We start from the raw sequence: 16,031 nt of genomic DNA on the forward strand, positions 1-16,031 counted from the left end.
ATGAACGAATGGCTCAAAAGCTATCTGCCAAATGTTTATTTGATCCCAGATGAATTCATTGAAGCAACAAAGCAAACACTATATATGACTTTCTGGTCTGCTTTGATTGGGGGAATCTTGGGCATTATATTAGGGGTGGTTTTAGTCGTTACCCGCCCTAAAGGATTAATTGAAAACCGCTTATGTTTTGAACTTTTTGATAAGGTGATCAATATCGTACGATCCATTCCATTTATCATTTTACTCTCTTTACTTGCATTGACGACTCGTTTTATTGTCGGAACAACAATTGGAGCAACGGCAGCACTAGTTCCTTTGATTGCCGGCATCGTTCCTTTTTTTGCTCGACAAATCGAAAATGCCTTGCTTGAAGTTGATCCCGGTGTTATCGAAGCTGCACAAGCAATGGGAACGAGTCCATTGGGTATCATTTTTCGTGTTTATTTACTGGAAGGACTACCTAGTATCATTCGTGTCTCAGCTTTAACGATCATCAATGTTATTGGCTTAACCGCAATGGCAGGTGCTGTAGGAGCTGGTGGTTTAGGAAATTTAGCTATTTCTCGGGGCTATAATCGATTTCAAACAGACGTAACGGTTGTTGCGACATTATTGATTTTGGCATTGGTGTTTTTAAGTCAATTTATCAGTAATTTTCTAATTAAAAAAATATCACATTAATGGAGGAGAAAAAATGAAAAAAGTGATTCGATTTGCTGTAGTGACATTCGTCGCATTATTTTGGTTGGCAGGCTGTAGTCAAGGAAAGGCAGATACAAAAACAAAAGAAACAACTGTCAAATTAGGGGTGATTGGTGAAGATACAGATGTTTGGGACGATGTAAAAGCACGTCTAAAAAAGGAGAATATTGAATTAGAATATGTAAAGTTTACCGATTATAATCAACCAAATGCGGCCTTAGCTGATGGCTCAATTGATTTGAATGCCTTTCAACACCAGTTCTTTTTAGATAACTATAATGAAGAACATGGCACAAATCTAGTTTCAATCGGAAACACCGTAAATGCCCCATTAGGAATCTATTCCAATACGATCAAAAAGATTGAGGAAGTAAAAGAAGGTGCAAAAGTAGCCATCCCTAATGATGTAACCAATGGGGGACGCGCTTTACTTCTTCTTCAATCAGCGGGGCTGATCAAAGTTGATCCATCGAAGGGACAGACTCCGACGATTTCTGATGTGACAGAAAACGATAAAAAACTTAAGCTCACAGAATTGGATGCTTCGCAAACAGCACGTGCGCTAAACGATGTGAGTCTTTCGGTCATCAATAGTGGGGTAGCAGTCGATGCAGGGTTCACACCAACGAAAGATGCAATTTTCTTAGAACCAGTGGATGATCGTGCCCGCCCTTATGTCAACATCATTGTTGCCCGAAAAGAAGATGTAACAAACCGTACGTATCAAAAAATCGTTGATACTTATCAAACTGAAGCAACTGCTAAAGTCATTGAAGAAACGTCAAAAGGTTCGAGTGTTCCAGCATGGAAAACCTTTGGTCGTAAATGAGCATCATCAGAAAGTACAGCTCAAATGAACTAGAAATTTTTATCGGAAGCCAGCATACAAGGAGGAATTTTTTTATGACTACATCAACTATTTCAACGAATCGATCCAGTTTATTGAAAGAAGCGATCCAAGAAAGATTACCAGAATATCAAGCACTTGCCTTGGATATCCATCAACATCCAGAAGTGAGCAATTACGAATTTTATTCATCTGCTGCATTGATTCGCCAGTTAGAAAAAGAAGGCTTTACAGTTGAAAAGGAGGTCGCTGGACACCGTACAGGATTTGCTGCTAGCTATCGCTCAGATAAACAAGGTCCGACGATTGCATTTTTAGCTGAATTTGATGCACTTCCTGGAATTGGACATGCGTGTGGACATAATCTTTTTGGAACGTATTCCGTATTAGCCGCGAGTATCATTAAGAAACAAATTGACGAAATTGGTGGTGAGATCCGAGTGTATGGAACACCAGGGGAAGAAGGAGGAGAGAATGGTTCAGCGAAAGGGAGCTTTGTTCGTGAGGGATTATTTGACGATGTGGCGGCTGCTTTATGTGCTCATCCAGCTTACCGTTACGGAAAAACAACCGAATCGCTAGCTAATGATCCAGTTGATATCAAATTTTATGGAGTTGCTTCTCACGCTGCTGCAGCACCCGAAAAGGGAGTAAACGCATTAGAAGCACTGATCCAAGTTTTTAATGGTATCAACGCACTACGATTACAATTACCTAAAGATGTCAATATCCATGGGATCATCACTAACGGCGGAGTTGCTGCTAACGTCATCCCTGAATATGCTTCAGGACGTTTTTATTTACGTGCTGGCAATCGCCAAACATTAGATATAGTCTTTAAAAAAGTGGAACAAATCGTGAAAGGGGCTGCGTTAAGTACGGGCACAAGCTATGAATTTGGTTTGTTTCAAAATGCGGTAGATCATATGATTCCGACACCTTCTTTCGATGAGTTGTTTTTTACACATGCAAAAGCAGCTGGAGTTCCAGAAACGGAAATCGATGTAACAGAAAAGACCAGCTTAGGGTCCTCTGATGTAGGGAATGTCAGTCAAGTGATTCCGACGATTCAACCAACTATTTCGATTTCAGATGAGTATATCGCTGGACATTCGGAAGAGTTTAAAGCAGCCGCAAAAAGTGAAAAAGGGTTGGCATCGATCGCCATTGCAGCAGAACTATTAGCGGCTACCGCTTTAGATTTATTCGAACAACCAGCTTTATTGACAAAGATTCAGGAAGAACACCAACAACTTTTAGAAAAAAGTCAGTTAACTGGTTCGACTTTTTAAATAAATAATGATTTATGATTTGAAAAAAAATAGTCATTTTGTATTGACAAAAAATCTCGCAGAAGGTAAACTTCATGAAAGTCAACTTTTCACATAGTAGCGTTTCAGGTGTTTTGTTCAGAAAGTCGGTGGTAGCTGCGAACCGATCAAGCCGAAATGTCGAATTACATGAAAAGGAATAAAAACTAAATAGTTAAATCAAAGTGAAAAACAGAACTGTTTTTAATTAAGGTGGTACCGCGGAGTCATTCGTCCTTAGTTGAAAATAGTTCTTTTTGTTTGATTAGAGGGGGAAATGCCCATGAATTGTGGCGGAGTCATTCGATATCTATTCTTTTTTAGTACTTCGATTAACTAAAAAAGGAGAATGATTATGAAGAAAAAAGGAAAACCGAGTTTTAAAGAAGCTGTATTTGTCTTATTGGTGATTGTGGCAAGTATAGCAATTGGGGTTGTCGGATTAAAATTATCACCAAACATTACGATCTTAGCAGCAATTGGAATGATCATGCTTTACGCTGTAGTGAAAAGATACCCAACAGAGTGGTTACATGAAGGAATTATCAATGGAATCAAACCGGGAATCATTCCGATTTTTATCTTTATATTAGTCGGCGCACTGATTGCGGTGTGGATCCAAGCAGGAATTATCCCGACACTTATGGTTATTGGTTTTAAATTGATAAGTGTCAAGTGGTTTGTTCCTTCTGTATTTGTTGTTTGTGCTATCGTCGGTAGTGCAGTAGGGAGTGCTTTTACTGTCATGTCAACGATTGGGATCGCATTTTTCGGTATTGGTACGACATTAGGAATTAATCCAGCGTTAGTCGTGGGATCAATTGTTTCAGGTGCTGTTTTTGGAGATAAAATGTCTCCTTTGTCAGAGTCAACCAATCTAGCCGCAGCAATCGTTGATGCCGATTTATTCAAGCACATCAAACATATGATGTGGTCTACGGTTCCAGCTTTTGTCGTTTCCTTCTTTTTGTTCATGGTTCTTGGACACACAAATAGAGAAACTAGTCTAACGGCTATCCGAGAAGTCACTGATATTCTGGAAGCAAACTTTACAATTTCTTTTTGGTCGTTGATTCCCTTGTTCTTAATGTTATTATGTGCTTGGAAAAAAGTACCAGCTATCTTGACTATTCTATTAAATATAGCTGTGGCGGTGGGGATGATCTTTATTCAGAATCCGCAAACTTCTCTTAGTAGTTTAGCGACAGTGATTGAATCTGGATTCGTTGCAACTACTGGCAATCAACAAATTGATTCATTACTTAGTCGTGGTGGGATCGAAAGTATGATGCCAACTGTTTCTTTGATCATTTTAACATTATCACTTGGTGGATTACTCATTGAATTCGGTTTGATTTCAACTGTTATGGATGTCGTTTCTAAGAAAATGACCAATACACCAAAATTGATTTTCACCACATTGATGACAAGTATTGGTGTCAATCTCTTTATTGGAGAACAATTTTTATCAGTTATCTTACCTGGGAATGCGTTCAAAGAAACTTACCAGAAAGCTGGGTTTGACCCAACTGTTTTAGGTAGAACGTTAGAAGATGGTGGCACAGTGATCAATTACCTTGTACCTTGGGGAATTGCGGGCAGCTTTGTAGCTAGTACCTTTGGGATTCCAACCCTCACATACTTACCATTTGTCTTTTTCAGTTTACTCTCACCAGTTTTTTCAATGGTTAGCGCCTTTACTGGATTAGGGATCGAAAAAATAGACGAAAAGCCGAATGGAACGCTTGGTATCGATACAAACGAATAAACTCTCGGAATATTTGAATCAAAAAAACGCTCAAAACAGCAATGTTTCGGGCGTTTTTTTACGATATACTTATTTTTGTTCTTCAATCAACTTCTTCATTTGTTCGATTTCTTTTTCTTGCGCTTCGATGATGTCGTTTGCTAATTTCTTGACTTCAGGATCTTTCAAATTGGCACGTTTACTGGTTAAAATAGCAATCGAATGATGAGGGATCATGGCTTTCATCCAAGCGACATCACTGACTGTTGTTTGACTACGGACCATAAACAAAGAACCGGCAAATACTAAGACACTTACCCCTAAAATGATTTTGTTCAATGTTTTATTCTCATACATTTTCCACATAAATAAGAGCATGATGATCGCCATTACAGCGCCCATCATCAATGCCATGAACACCCGTGTACGACTAAAGAAAAGATGATCGATCGAGTAGACATTCAAATACATCATACCAAACATGATGACGGTCGATACCCCAATCATTAATAAAAATTTCCAATACTTTTTCATTTAAAAACACTCCTTTTATTTTTCCCCCAACTTTTATCTTCTCAGCTTACAAAAAAACAAGCAACTAAATTGTTTGGTACAACTTAGTTGCTTGTTTTTGGCTTAAGGAACTCAAGCTATTTATAGGGCTTTTAAGCAAAGATATCATTTTTCTTGCGGTAGCTAAAGAAAATCACCAAGTAAAGAAGGGCAGTCAATAATGTCACACCAATTGAATTAGTGAAGAAGATTCCCACAAAGATCAATCCTAAAACTACGATTGCTAATAAGTTTACCCCTTTTTCAAAAAGAGAACCTTTCTTTAATGCAAGGATAAAGGCTGCAATACTGATCATAAGCCAGATGACTAAGACAGTGTAGGAAAGAGAACCAGCCAAATAGCCAAATAGTTTGTCACCAACAAAGTAAGAAAGAACAACGCCTAAATATAAAACACTTGCGCAAAATAATACGGAACGTTGTGGAACATGGTGTTTATTTAAAACAGATAGTTTTTTTGCTGCACCTTTTTTGTCTTTTAAACGGAAATACAGCAAACGTGAAGAAGCATATACACCTGAGTTGATGGATGAAAAGAGCGCTAAGATGATCACAAAGTTTACAAGATCAGCGGCAAATGGAATATGCATTTTTTCAAATACCATCACAAATGGGCTAGCAGATGAGTTTGCCAAGGTATCCCAAGGGAAAATGATTAACAACAAGAACAATGGAATGATATAAAATGAAATGATTCGTCCCATTACTCCACGAATTGCCTTAGGAATCGCTTTTTTGGGATTGTCGGCTTCACTTACTGTGATCGCAATCAATTCTGAACCACCATAAGAATAAATAACTACGAGTAACGAGTTGACGATTCCTTTCATACCATGAGGGGCAAAGCCACCATGATCTGTAATGCTGTTTAGTGTAGGAAAGACCCCAATGTCAAACATTTGATGACCTACCAGGTATATCCCGAAGATAATCAACAATATGATTACGCTGATTTTAGCAAATGCCAACCAATACTCAGTTTCAGCAAATAACCGCACAGAATATAAATTAATCAACGTTGTCAACACGGCTAGAATTAAGACAAAGGTCCAAGGTGGAATCGTTGGAAACCATAATTGTAAGAAGGATGCTGCCGCTACAGCTTCGGCAATAATATTGATCGTCCATAATGAATAGTAAACCCAGTCGATAAAGTCAGCAGAATGGGCACCTAAAAAAGGTCGAACAAGCCCCGATAATCCATGCTGGGTATCCCCGTCATCTAAAACTAATTTACCAAGACCATTCATTACGATGAATAAAACAGCCCCACCAATCAAAAAAGCAATCAAGACACCAGGACCGGCAATCCCAATAGCTTCGCCACTTCCTTTAAATAGTCCCGCACCAATAGCACCCCCCAGTGCTAGCATCGTGATGTGTCTGGAACTTAGTTGTTTTTTTAGTTTGTTTGTTTCAGTTTTCTCCATAAGCAACCCCTTTTCTAAGACTAAACTATTGACGACGAAACAATCGCAGTCAAATGATTGATAACTATATTAAGTAGAAAAATAACTTTTTATATCATAGCAAATTATCTGACAATTTCAACAATTCTGTAAATAAAAATTTCTACTTTAATGAAAACATCATATGTTTGTCATAAATTTCCTATGTAAGCGTAAAACTTGATAGTAGGAGCAAACCCTAATAAGAGAGCGTTTTGTTTGTCTTTTCCTAAGGGAAGAAATTATGATAGCAAAAAATCACTAATTTTCATGTTACTATTGAATTAATCAAATGAACCATAATGGTCATAGGAAAGTGAGGAAACCAGAATGTCAAAATTGCCTATCTTATTGGTTGCAAAAGATAAAGCGTTGTATTTTTTACCCTCGATTGATTCATTAGATGTCATTTCGGGAAAAGATTTATTAGATCCAGTGTATTTTAATTTTTTCCACCCCAAATTGAAAGAATATGAATTGATCGTTTTTTTAGATTATGGATTCGAAACGGAAATAGCTGCGAAGATCCGCCCTTATACAACAGCTAAAATCGTTTTATACTTTTGGAATCATTTGAAAGAAGAGGAACACTTTAGAATGCTTCAACAAGCACAAAACGAATCGGCCGTCGATGAAATATACCATTTTGACCGGATAGAGGCGCAAAAACTTGGATTACGCCACAATAGTTCATTTTATTCTAAAAAGATGAAGATTCCTCAGGTGGAAGTCACTTCTGATTTGTTTTTTGGTGCCACTGATAATGGTCGTAAGGAGCTAGCAGAGAGCTATCGCAAGGAATTTGAACAACGTGGACTTACAACCAATTATTATATTTTACCTTCACGAGGAAATGAGCAGGCGAATTATCTTTCTTACGCAGATTATTTAGCATTGACCGCACAATCACAAGGAATTTTAGAACTCATGAGAGCAGGACAAAAAGGAGTCACTTTACGAACTTTTGAATCTAGTTTTTTTGAGAAAAAGTTAGTGACTGACAATGAAGCAATTAAAAGCTACTATTTTTATAATCCTCAAAATATCTTTTTACTTCAGGAACGAAATTTGGATGAATTGCCGGAATTCCTGCATTCACCTTTTCAGCCAGTTGATCCGAACATCTTAAACTTTTTTGATGTCAATAATTGGGCTCAAAGGTTTTTATGGCTAGATAAAGTAGACTTTGAAAAATATGAGTATCATAAAGAAGATTAAGAATGTATGGGTGAAAAAGCGGGGGAAATTTTTAGAAAAACAGTCGTTCTTTTAACGATGTAAACCTTTTCTCATTATACCAGATAAATCGCTTCCTTTTACGTTAATTATTTCAGTGGTAGCCGTAATAGTTGATAGTTATTTCTTCCTATTTAATAGTAAAATAGGCTCCATAGGTTTAGTTGGCGTATCAGATATAATAAATGTATCGTCATTTGTTTAATATCTGATCGTTCAACAAGCGGATCTTTTGGTTTGATGGAGGAAAAATGAATAGATTAGAACGAAAAAAAATAATACAAGTGATTTTAGGGACCAGTATGATTGCATTAGCGATCACATTATTGATCACTGCACATAAAGGCGCAGATACGATCAGTGTTTTTTTATTAGGAATGTTGACGTTGATCGATATTCCCTTTTGGGTAGCTAGTTTGTTGTTTAATGCAGTAGTGTTAGGAATCGTTGCTATCTTCAATCGAAAAGAATTAGGGATCGGTAGTTTAATCAATGGTTTTGGATTGGGATTACTGATTGGACAGATTGAACCATGGCTAAATAAACTTTCAGTTAACATGACTGGCTATTCGATCATGGCAGTTCTTTTAGCTCCTATTTTATTTGGGGTTGGAGCGGGATTATATGTTTCTTCAAATAAAGGATCTGCCGCACTAGAAGCACTGACTCAATTGCTTTATAAATTTACGGGATTCAGTTTAACTTTTATTCGGATCGGTTTAGATGCACTAATGGTCGTTGTAGGCGTATTATTAGGTGCCCCTATTGGTATCGGAACACTTCTATGTGTACTAGCGATTGGACCAATCTTTGGATTAACACTAAAGCAATTGAATAGAGTTTAAACGTGTGAAGCAATTCTGTGCAAATCGAACATCATATTTATATGTATTACATAGAAAGAGTCGGATTGATATCCAGACTCTTTTTTGTTTTGTTTACTAATGATTCAGTTTAATGAAAAAAATAAAGAGAAAGTTTATTTTTGTTCAAAAAGTTGAACGATAACAAAATAAAAAAACAAAAAACAGCATTATTTTTGTGCGGATTTTCTCTGGAAATCCATCAGACAGCTAGATAAAGTGATTAAAAAAACGGATACATATTAAATAAGGTAAGACTTTTAAGAAGTAATTAGACCAATATTTTAGTTTATTTCGGATTTGACGATACAAAACGCAAAAAGATAAACAAAAAACAGATGTTAAAATTTCTTATACTCAAACCATAGAAAAGAGGTGAAAACGAATGAATCATTTACCTATCAATACAGGTGATACAGCATTTATGATTTTATGTACCGCAATGGTTTGCTTGATGACTCCTGGCTTGGCATTTTTTTATGGCGGGCTGGCACGGAAAAATAACATAACAACCATTATGGCACAGTCGTTTCTTTCAGTAGGAATAACAACTTTGATGTGGATATTTGGTGGTTTTGGATTAGCTTTCGGTAGAGATATCGGTGGACTAATTGGTAATCCAGCTGACTTTTTTTTAATGAAGCATGTCTCTAACGCACCTAATTTATTACATGGAGCAACGATTCCTTTTTTGATGTTCTTTTTATATCAATTGATGTTCATCGTAATCACCGTTCCATTGATGACGGGGGCCTTTGCTGGAAGATTGAATCTTAAAGGTTATGTTTTGCTTTTGATTTTTTGGAATCTTCTGATTTATTTCCCTGTTTGTCACTGGATATGGGGAGGCGGATTTTTAGCACAATTAGGCTTCCGAGATTTTGCTGGTGGTGCTGTCATCCATACGACTGCAGGGTTCGGCTCGCTGGCATGTATTTTGACACTTGGACAAAGAAAGATTCCTGCTTCTGAACGATCAGGACATAGTAGTTTGATGGCAGCAGCTATTGGAACAGGTCTTCTTTGGTTTGGCTGGTTTGGATTTAATGCTGGAGGGGCACTCCGAGCAGATTACCAAGCGGTCAATGCTTTTGGTTCAACTTTTGTTGCGTTGGCATTTGCGATGATGACGTGGTTGATCTTAGCGAAAATCAGAGGGAATGGTTTTGATTTTGTCGACATTTTAACTGGTTCTGTCGCTGGACTTGCAACAGTTACACCGTGTGCAGGCTATATTAATCCAAGAAGTGCCATCATCATCGGAATCATTGCCGGAATTGTTTGTCAGTATGCTGTTGCATTTCGTAAGAAGAAAAATTGGGATGATGCACTTGATGTATGGGGTGTACATGGCATGGGTGGTTTTACTGGAACCATCTTAATTGGGCTTTTTGCTACAAATGCTCATTTGCTCTCTGATTCACACAGCTGGTTCCTATTAGGTGTTCAAATCATCGGTGTTTGTCTAGTTGCCTTATACGCTTATGCGCTCACAGCAGGTATCTTAAAGAGCATCATGTGTCTAACGATCATCACGACGACGAAAGAAGAACAAGAAGAAGGATTAGATTTCACGTTTTTTGAAAATAAATAAATTAAATATAGTAGAAAAGAGGAAGTTTCATGCAAGAAAGCAAAGCGAAAATTCCTGCGAAGAAATTAACATTTTTTGGCTTTTTAGCCATGACGATCTCAATGGTTGTCTCACTTTATGAGTACCCAACATTTGCGACATCGGGCTTTAGTTTGGTTTTCTTCCTGTTGCTAGGCGGTTTGTTATGGTTTATTCCGGTAGCATTATGTGCGGCTGAAATGGCAACTGTTAAAGGCTGGGAAAAAGGCGGTGTCTACACTTGGGTAAGTCGCACGCTAGGTAAAAGATTTGGATTTGCTGCTATCTTTTTCCAATGGTTTGAAATCACAGTTGGTTACTTAACGATGCTGTATTTCCTGACAGGAGCATTATCTTATGCAACAGGAATCTCTGCGATTCAAAATAATAAGTTTTTGAAATTAGCGATTCTTTTAATTATTTTTTGGGCTATTTTATTGTCTCAATTAAGAGGGACAAAATATACTTCATTGATTGCTCGGATCGGGTTTATTGCAGGGATCTTGTTACCAGCACTAGTTCTATTCGGATTAGGTATCCACTATGTGGCTTCTGGCGCACCCTTACAAACGACACTATCAATGAAAACATTGATACCTGATTTCTCAAAATTACCAACATTAGTCGTTTTTGTTTCATTTATTTTAGCGTATATGGGGGTAGAAACCTCTGCTAGTCATGCAAATGAAATGGAAAATCCTAAAAAGAATTATCCACTAGCGATGTTCGTATTAGTTATATTAGCGATTATTTTGGATACGTTTGGTGGATTGACAGTGGCAACAACTGTTCCTCAACAAGGATTATCACTCAATACAGGGGTTATTCAATCTCTTGAATTTTTATTGCGACACATTGATCCCAGTCTTGCTTGGATTGCAAAAATTCTTGCTATCTTAGTGTGCTTAGGGGTTATTGGAGAAATTGCATCATGGGTCACTTCACCATCTAAAGCCTTACATGTGGCTGCCGAAGAAGGTTTATTACCCGCACATTTTGCGAAAGAAAATGCTTATGGTGTACCGGCAAACTTAATGATTGCTAATGGGATCGTTGCATCCATTTGGGCAACTGTCTTTACATTAAGTGGTGGCGGAAATAATTTATCCTTCCTTGCAGCTATGTCACTAACAGTAGTTATCTATTTGATGCTGTATTTTATGTTTTTTATTGGCTATTTAAAATTAGTTTACAAAGATGATTCATTAGAACGGGCTTATCAAGTGCCAGGTGGAAAAGTTGTCAAAACTATTGTCGCTTGTTTAGGATTATTGACTTCACTATTTGCCTTTTGTATTTCTTTTGTACCACCTTCAAGTATTGCTGCAGGACAACATGGAATCTATGAAACGATTTTAGTCATTTCATATCTCATTGTTGCAGTTATTCCTTTTACGATTTATGCATGTCGTCATAAATTTCAACATGCAAATAATAAATAAAAATTGAAAGCTGGTTATTAAAATGGATGTCAAAGAATTAGAACAATTGATTGGGAAAAATTTCCACTACTATCAAACAGGACATGTAGCAGATTATATCCCAGCGCTTGCGCAAGTAAATCCGGAACAATTAGGAATGGCAATTTATGATTTGAAGAAAAATCAATTAATCGAAGCGGGTGATTCGCAAGTTCGTTTTGCGATTGAAAGCATGTCAAAAGTACCCGTATTATTATTAGCCATCCAAGATAATGGCATCGATAAAGTCTTTCAAACGATCAATACAGAACCAACAGGTTTTGCTTTTAACTCGATTTTGAATATGGAACTCAATCATCGTCATCATCCAATGAATCCATTTGTGAATGCTGGTGCGATTGCAACCACTTCTTTGATTGCCGGAAAAGATCCAGAGGACAAATTCAATCGTATTTTAGCTTTTATGAAAGAAATTTGTGATGATCCTCAAATTACATTGAACGAAGAAATCTATCGTTCTGAATCAAGAACTGGGGATATTAATCGCTCCTTGGCTTATTACATGAAAGGTAATCAAATGATCGACGGAGATGTATCAGAAATCCTCGATGTGTATTTTAAACAATGTTCAGTAAATGTGACTGCTAAAGGGATTGCCAAGTTAGGCGCTGTCTTAGCGAATAAAGGTATTGCTCCTTGGAGTGGACAACAAATCATTACAGAAGAAAGCGCAACGATTGTCAAATCAATTATGACAACTGCAGGATTGTACGATGAATCAGGGGAATTTTCTGTTCATGTCGGTGTTCCAGCTAAAAGTGGTGTCGGTGGGGGCCTAATGGTAGCTGTTCCTAATTATTATGGCATGGGTGTTTTCAGCCCAGCATTAGATGCTTTTGGTAATAGCGCAGCCGGAATCCAACTTTTAAAAGATGTTGTCGAAAAACTCGATGTTGATATTTTTGACTAAAATTAGCGAGAAAGTATTAAGCAGAATGATGAAAGACAGATTCCTCCTTAGTTGAATCTTTTTTACTCGATGCAAAAAATGCTTCACTGTCATTTATTTATAGTTAATGATTGGTTTGTTCGGGCTGGGAAGAAGCTTTTTCCCAGCTCAGACTTTTTTATTTTGTTTTTGTAAACGTTTTCCTTTTAAGGAAATAAAAAAAATGGGTTTTAAGTAATATGTTTAAATAAGTATATATATAAATTAGAGGAGCGAAAAAGGCATGTTGGAAAATTACATTGAGCGGAATATTTCGAGAAAAGTCTATCTTTGTGAGCAATTATTTGAATTTCAAGAAATAGATATCGAATATATTGCCAAAATGTTAGGTGTGACAATGCCTACTGTGTTACACGATCTTGAAAGTATCACCGAATGTTTAGAATATTGTATCGAAGACATTAAGCGAGAAAAGCATATCTATAGAGTCATATTTAAACATGGTATTGAATTATCAGAGTTAACACAGTTTTTATATGGACAATCGTATTTTTTAAAATTTTTAAGTTATTATTTTAGAGGGCAATTCACTAGTACGGAATTATCAGATCTTGAGTTTATCTCTTTAAGTAAAGTTTATACGATCAAAAAGACAGTCTTAGATTTCTTTAAAGCTAATTCCTATTTAAGAAATAAACAAATTATCATTCCTGAATTTGACGTGCGAAATCTTTTACTTTCCTTAGTGAGATACATTAATTGGGAAGGGTATGAAAATAAAAATCATCAAGTAATAGATGCTTGTCACCAATTGATTGATTTTGTCGAAACACATTTTTTCAAACGAAGATATTCTGAGGAAGATAGATTTTTGATTGTTCGAGGAATTGAAATAGCGATTGGACGTAAAGAATATCCTCTTTATTTTGATGAAGAAGATAAAAAGTCAGCTGAAAAAAAGCCTTTATTTCATATTGTTAGCCAAGGGTTAGCTGAACAAAAAGAACATTTAGATATACAAGAAGAAGACGTGTATTATATTTTTTCGTTATTTAACACACGAAATTATACGAACGAAAATATGGAATTATTGAAAAAAGATTTTGAAGTTGTTTATACCAGTTTCATTGAAAACACGCCTTGTCTCCATGAGCTAATCGAAAAAATTGTAACTAGAATTGACAAAAATTGTAAAAATGATTTTATTTTAAAAAAATCATTTTTACAGTTTATTCGTACGATCTGGGCAGATGGTCAAGTATTTCTCCCTGATCAAATCTATTTATTAACTACTGCAGAAAAAAAACTGTATGAGGATATCATAGTTATTCTCAATGATTGGAAGGAAACATACTATCCAAAAGTAAGATGGAATCACAACTTGATCAGAAAATTTGTCAAAAGTATGACATTGATTACAGACGAAAAAGAAGAACAACCTACTGAAATTTTCATTGTGGCTCCTAGTGTTGTAAAGCAAATTTTTTATCGTGAACTACTCATGTCCGAAATGAATGAATATACTGAATTGAATCCAATGATTTATCATTCGTTAGAAGAATTACCAGATGAATGCTTGTATTTTACGCACAGAATCGTGTATTGTGATTATACTGTATATCAATGTGGATTTGACACTGAAAACACGAGGGTGATACCAATTTCTTTGAACAGGAAATATGAGCATCTTAATACCACATGGTCGGTTGTTTCAAATAAAAAGCACTTATAAACAGCAAGAATCAAATAGCAATAATCGAAAGTGGGCGTTCAAGAAGGAAGTGAATTCTTGAACGTCACTTTTCTGTTTTTAGAAAACAACATCAATGGTTTCTAAGTTCCATCCGAGTATTGTTTTTTGCAAATTTTCAACTTGTATTGGTTGTCAAAAAAAGAGAAACATGTCTTACTAGTAATGAGAGCAACGTACAGAGGAGGAACGACAATGACGATCTTAGCAGCCATTGATTCATTTAAAGGAAGTGCCTCATCGTTTGAATTAAATCAAGCAGCTTTGAACGGCTGGTTTTCAAAAAAAGGAGAAAAAATCAATCGCCCGATTGCTGATGGAGGAGAAGGAACAGCAGAGGCGATCTATCATGCTTTAGGTGGTCAATGGCGGGTAATCGAAGGGGTAGATCTGCTTTTTCGAAAAGTAAGTTGCAGATATTTACTCACGGTTTATGCGGGAAAACGCCTGGCAGTGATTGAATCAACTGAAGTAATCGGTCTTGATTTATTAAAGGAGCCAACTGATCAAACGATTCGATCAGCTTCTAGCTTTGGCTTGGGAGAACTTTTGAAAGATGCTTTGACACAAGAGGTTGATCAGGTGATTGTCACATTAGGTGGGAGTGGCTGTTCAGATGGTGGCTTAGGTCTGTTGCAGTCGCTAGGAGCCAAGTTAGTTGGGGCTACAGAGGGAAATCCACTGCTGACGACGAAACGAATCGAGTGGGGCAAAAGCCGTGAAAAATTCAAAAAGGTTCAATTGCTAGTTGCTGCTGATGTGACAAGTTTTTACAGTGGCCCACAAGGAGCAGCTCAAATTTACGGTAAGCAAAAAGGTGGTACAAAAACAACTTTAGCATTTCTTGACAAACAGGCAACGAATTTAACCGAACAGATAAAACAAACGACTAATATTGATTTAAATGCTGTTTCTGGAAGTGGGGCTGCTGGTGGAATCGGTGGAGCGTTATTGCTTGTCGGTGGTAAAATGGTTTCTGGTTTTTCACTTGTTGCTCAACTGATTGGTTTAGAAGAAGCCATCAAACAAGCAGATCTCGTGATCACAGGTGAGGGACGAATCGATCAGCAGACGATCAATGGGAAAGTACCATATGGTGTAGCTAAACTGGCAAAGAAACATGGGAAAAAAGTCATTGCGTTATGTGGCAGTCGCGAAAAAAATCTTGGACGATTAGATGAATTTCTGCCAAGTGTTTTTAGTATCCAGCTAGGACCGATTGAATTGAAAAAAGCCTTAAATCGTCAAGAAACCCTCGAAAAAGTAGCGATTATGACACATAATCTCAGCCGATTAGTGGAAGATGATTTATCTTAGTTGACAGTTTAAAAATAATTATGTTAACCTAATGACAAATAAAACGAAGTGAGGGATCTTGCCATTGAAAAACTAAGTCAATGATTGAAAGCTGCATTAAGGCTATTTTATTAATGAGAAAAGTGCATAAATTACATTAAGCACGATGTTTGAGTGAAGAGAAACGGTCTAACGATTGTCCGTTGAAATTTTCTTGTGCAGAAAATAATGTAAAAAACACTTACTCATTAAAAAGTAGCAGGCAGATTTTCAGAAT

The 16,031-nt window shown here is 36.7% G+C and carries 13 protein-coding genes; 11 read left to right on the forward strand and 2 right to left on the reverse strand.

The genetic code is table 11. From position 1 onward, the window contains the following. The 4 genes from IGK21_RS03195 (at nucleotide 1) to nhaC (ending at nucleotide 4,627) form a co-directional block, all read left to right on the forward strand. Entirely contained in the window at nucleotides 1-681 is a 681-nt protein-coding gene (locus IGK21_RS03195; protein ID WP_034699748.1) for a methionine ABC transporter permease, read from the forward strand. A 13-nt stretch (nucleotides 682-694) separates the two neighbouring features. Next, nucleotides 695-1,531: a MetQ/NlpA family ABC transporter substrate-binding protein gene (locus IGK21_RS03200; protein ID WP_034699750.1), complete on the forward strand. Its 837-nt coding sequence runs from the start codon at nucleotides 695-697 to the stop codon at nucleotides 1,529-1,531. 74 nt (nucleotides 1,532-1,605) lie between these two features. After that, complete coding sequence (locus IGK21_RS03205) at nucleotides 1,606-2,841, forward strand: M20 family metallopeptidase (RefSeq protein WP_034699752.1); 1,236 nt, start codon at nucleotides 1,606-1,608, stop codon at nucleotides 2,839-2,841. Nucleotides 2,842-3,214: 373 nt separating this feature from the next. After that, entirely contained in the window at nucleotides 3,215-4,627 is a 1,413-nt protein-coding gene (gene nhaC / locus IGK21_RS03210; protein WP_010738327.1) for a Na+/H+ antiporter NhaC, read from the forward strand. A 69-nt stretch (nucleotides 4,628-4,696) separates the two neighbouring features. On the opposite strand, the gene IGK21_RS03215 is transcribed toward nhaC, so the two are convergent. Together IGK21_RS03215 and IGK21_RS03220 are read right to left on the reverse strand one after the other, a co-directional pair. Then, nucleotides 4,697-5,140 carry a DUF305 domain-containing protein gene (locus tag IGK21_RS03215; RefSeq protein WP_034699754.1) on the reverse strand — a complete coding sequence of 148 codons (444 nt, stop codon included), beginning with the start codon at nucleotides 5,138-5,140 and terminating at the stop codon, nucleotides 4,697-4,699. Nucleotides 5,141-5,271: 131 nt separating this feature from the next. Then, nucleotides 5,272-6,609, reverse strand: a complete 1,338-nt coding sequence (locus tag IGK21_RS03220; RefSeq protein ID WP_010719900.1) for an amino acid permease — start codon at nucleotides 6,607-6,609, stop codon at nucleotides 5,272-5,274. A gap of 348 nt (nucleotides 6,610-6,957) precedes the next feature. Between IGK21_RS03220 and IGK21_RS03225 the strand changes: the two genes are divergently transcribed. The 7 genes from IGK21_RS03225 (at nucleotide 6,958) to IGK21_RS03255 (ending at nucleotide 15,775) form a co-directional block, all read left to right on the forward strand. Further along, on the forward strand, nucleotides 6,958-7,845 hold the full coding sequence (locus IGK21_RS03225) for a hypothetical protein (RefSeq protein ID WP_010738325.1): 888 nt from the start codon (nucleotides 6,958-6,960) through the stop codon (nucleotides 7,843-7,845). Between the two features lie 269 nt (nucleotides 7,846-8,114). Next, complete coding sequence (locus IGK21_RS03230; protein WP_010719897.1) at nucleotides 8,115-8,708, forward strand: YczE/YyaS/YitT family protein; 594 nt, start codon at nucleotides 8,115-8,117, stop codon at nucleotides 8,706-8,708. A gap of 403 nt (nucleotides 8,709-9,111) precedes the next feature. Next, a complete protein-coding gene (locus IGK21_RS03235; RefSeq protein WP_010738323.1) occupies nucleotides 9,112-10,320 on the forward strand; it encodes an ammonium transporter in 1,209 nt (402 codons plus the stop codon). Nucleotides 10,321-10,349: 29 nt separating this feature from the next. Next, nucleotides 10,350-11,780: an amino acid permease gene (locus IGK21_RS03240; RefSeq protein WP_010738322.1), complete on the forward strand. Its 1,431-nt coding sequence runs from the start codon at nucleotides 10,350-10,352 to the stop codon at nucleotides 11,778-11,780. Between the two features lie 22 nt (nucleotides 11,781-11,802). Further along, complete coding sequence (gene glsA / locus IGK21_RS03245; RefSeq protein WP_034699759.1) at nucleotides 11,803-12,729, forward strand: glutaminase A; 927 nt, start codon at nucleotides 11,803-11,805, stop codon at nucleotides 12,727-12,729. Between the two features lie 262 nt (nucleotides 12,730-12,991). Continuing rightward, nucleotides 12,992-14,440 carry a hypothetical protein gene (locus IGK21_RS03250; protein WP_034866326.1) on the forward strand — a complete coding sequence of 483 codons (1,449 nt, stop codon included), beginning with the start codon at nucleotides 12,992-12,994 and terminating at the stop codon, nucleotides 14,438-14,440. 213 nt (nucleotides 14,441-14,653) lie between these two features. Continuing rightward, nucleotides 14,654-15,775 carry a glycerate kinase family protein gene (locus IGK21_RS03255; RefSeq protein WP_034866328.1) on the forward strand — a complete coding sequence of 374 codons (1,122 nt, stop codon included), beginning with the start codon at nucleotides 14,654-14,656 and terminating at the stop codon, nucleotides 15,773-15,775. The last annotated feature ends 256 nt before the right edge of the window (nucleotides 15,776-16,031 follow it).

It is taken from the genome of Enterococcus sp. DIV1421a (assembly GCF_051711025.1).
In the GTDB taxonomy this organism is placed as follows: Bacteria; Bacillota; Bacilli; order Lactobacillales; family Enterococcaceae; genus Enterococcus_B; species Enterococcus_B hirae.

Coding starts and splice junctions, on each gene's coding strand:
- IGK21_RS03195 (WP_034699748.1), top strand. CDS start 1: ATGAACGAATGGCTCAAAAGCTATCTGCCAAATGTTTATTTGATCCCA.
- IGK21_RS03205 (WP_034699752.1), top strand. CDS start 1,606: ATGACTACATCAACTATTTCAACGAATCGATCCAGTTTATTGAAAGAA.
- IGK21_RS03200 (WP_034699750.1), top strand. CDS start 695: ATGAAAAAAGTGATTCGATTTGCTGTAGTGACATTCGTCGCATTATTT.
- IGK21_RS03235 (WP_010738323.1), top strand. CDS start 9,112: ATGAATCATTTACCTATCAATACAGGTGATACAGCATTTATGATTTTA.
- IGK21_RS03240 (WP_010738322.1), top strand. CDS start 10,350: ATGCAAGAAAGCAAAGCGAAAATTCCTGCGAAGAAATTAACATTTTTT.
- glsA (WP_034699759.1), top strand. CDS start 11,803: ATGGATGTCAAAGAATTAGAACAATTGATTGGGAAAAATTTCCACTAC.
- IGK21_RS03220 (WP_010719900.1), bottom strand. CDS start 6,609: ATGGAGAAAACTGAAACAAACAAACTAAAAAAACAACTAAGTTCCAGA.
- IGK21_RS03255 (WP_034866328.1), top strand. CDS start 14,654: ATGACGATCTTAGCAGCCATTGATTCATTTAAAGGAAGTGCCTCATCG.
- nhaC (WP_010738327.1), top strand. CDS start 3,215: ATGAAGAAAAAAGGAAAACCGAGTTTTAAAGAAGCTGTATTTGTCTTA.
- IGK21_RS03250 (WP_034866326.1), top strand. CDS start 12,992: ATGTTGGAAAATTACATTGAGCGGAATATTTCGAGAAAAGTCTATCTT.
- IGK21_RS03225 (WP_010738325.1), top strand. CDS start 6,958: ATGTCAAAATTGCCTATCTTATTGGTTGCAAAAGATAAAGCGTTGTAT.
- IGK21_RS03230 (WP_010719897.1), top strand. CDS start 8,115: ATGAATAGATTAGAACGAAAAAAAATAATACAAGTGATTTTAGGGACC.
- IGK21_RS03215 (WP_034699754.1), bottom strand. CDS start 5,140: ATGAAAAAGTATTGGAAATTTTTATTAATGATTGGGGTATCGACCGTC.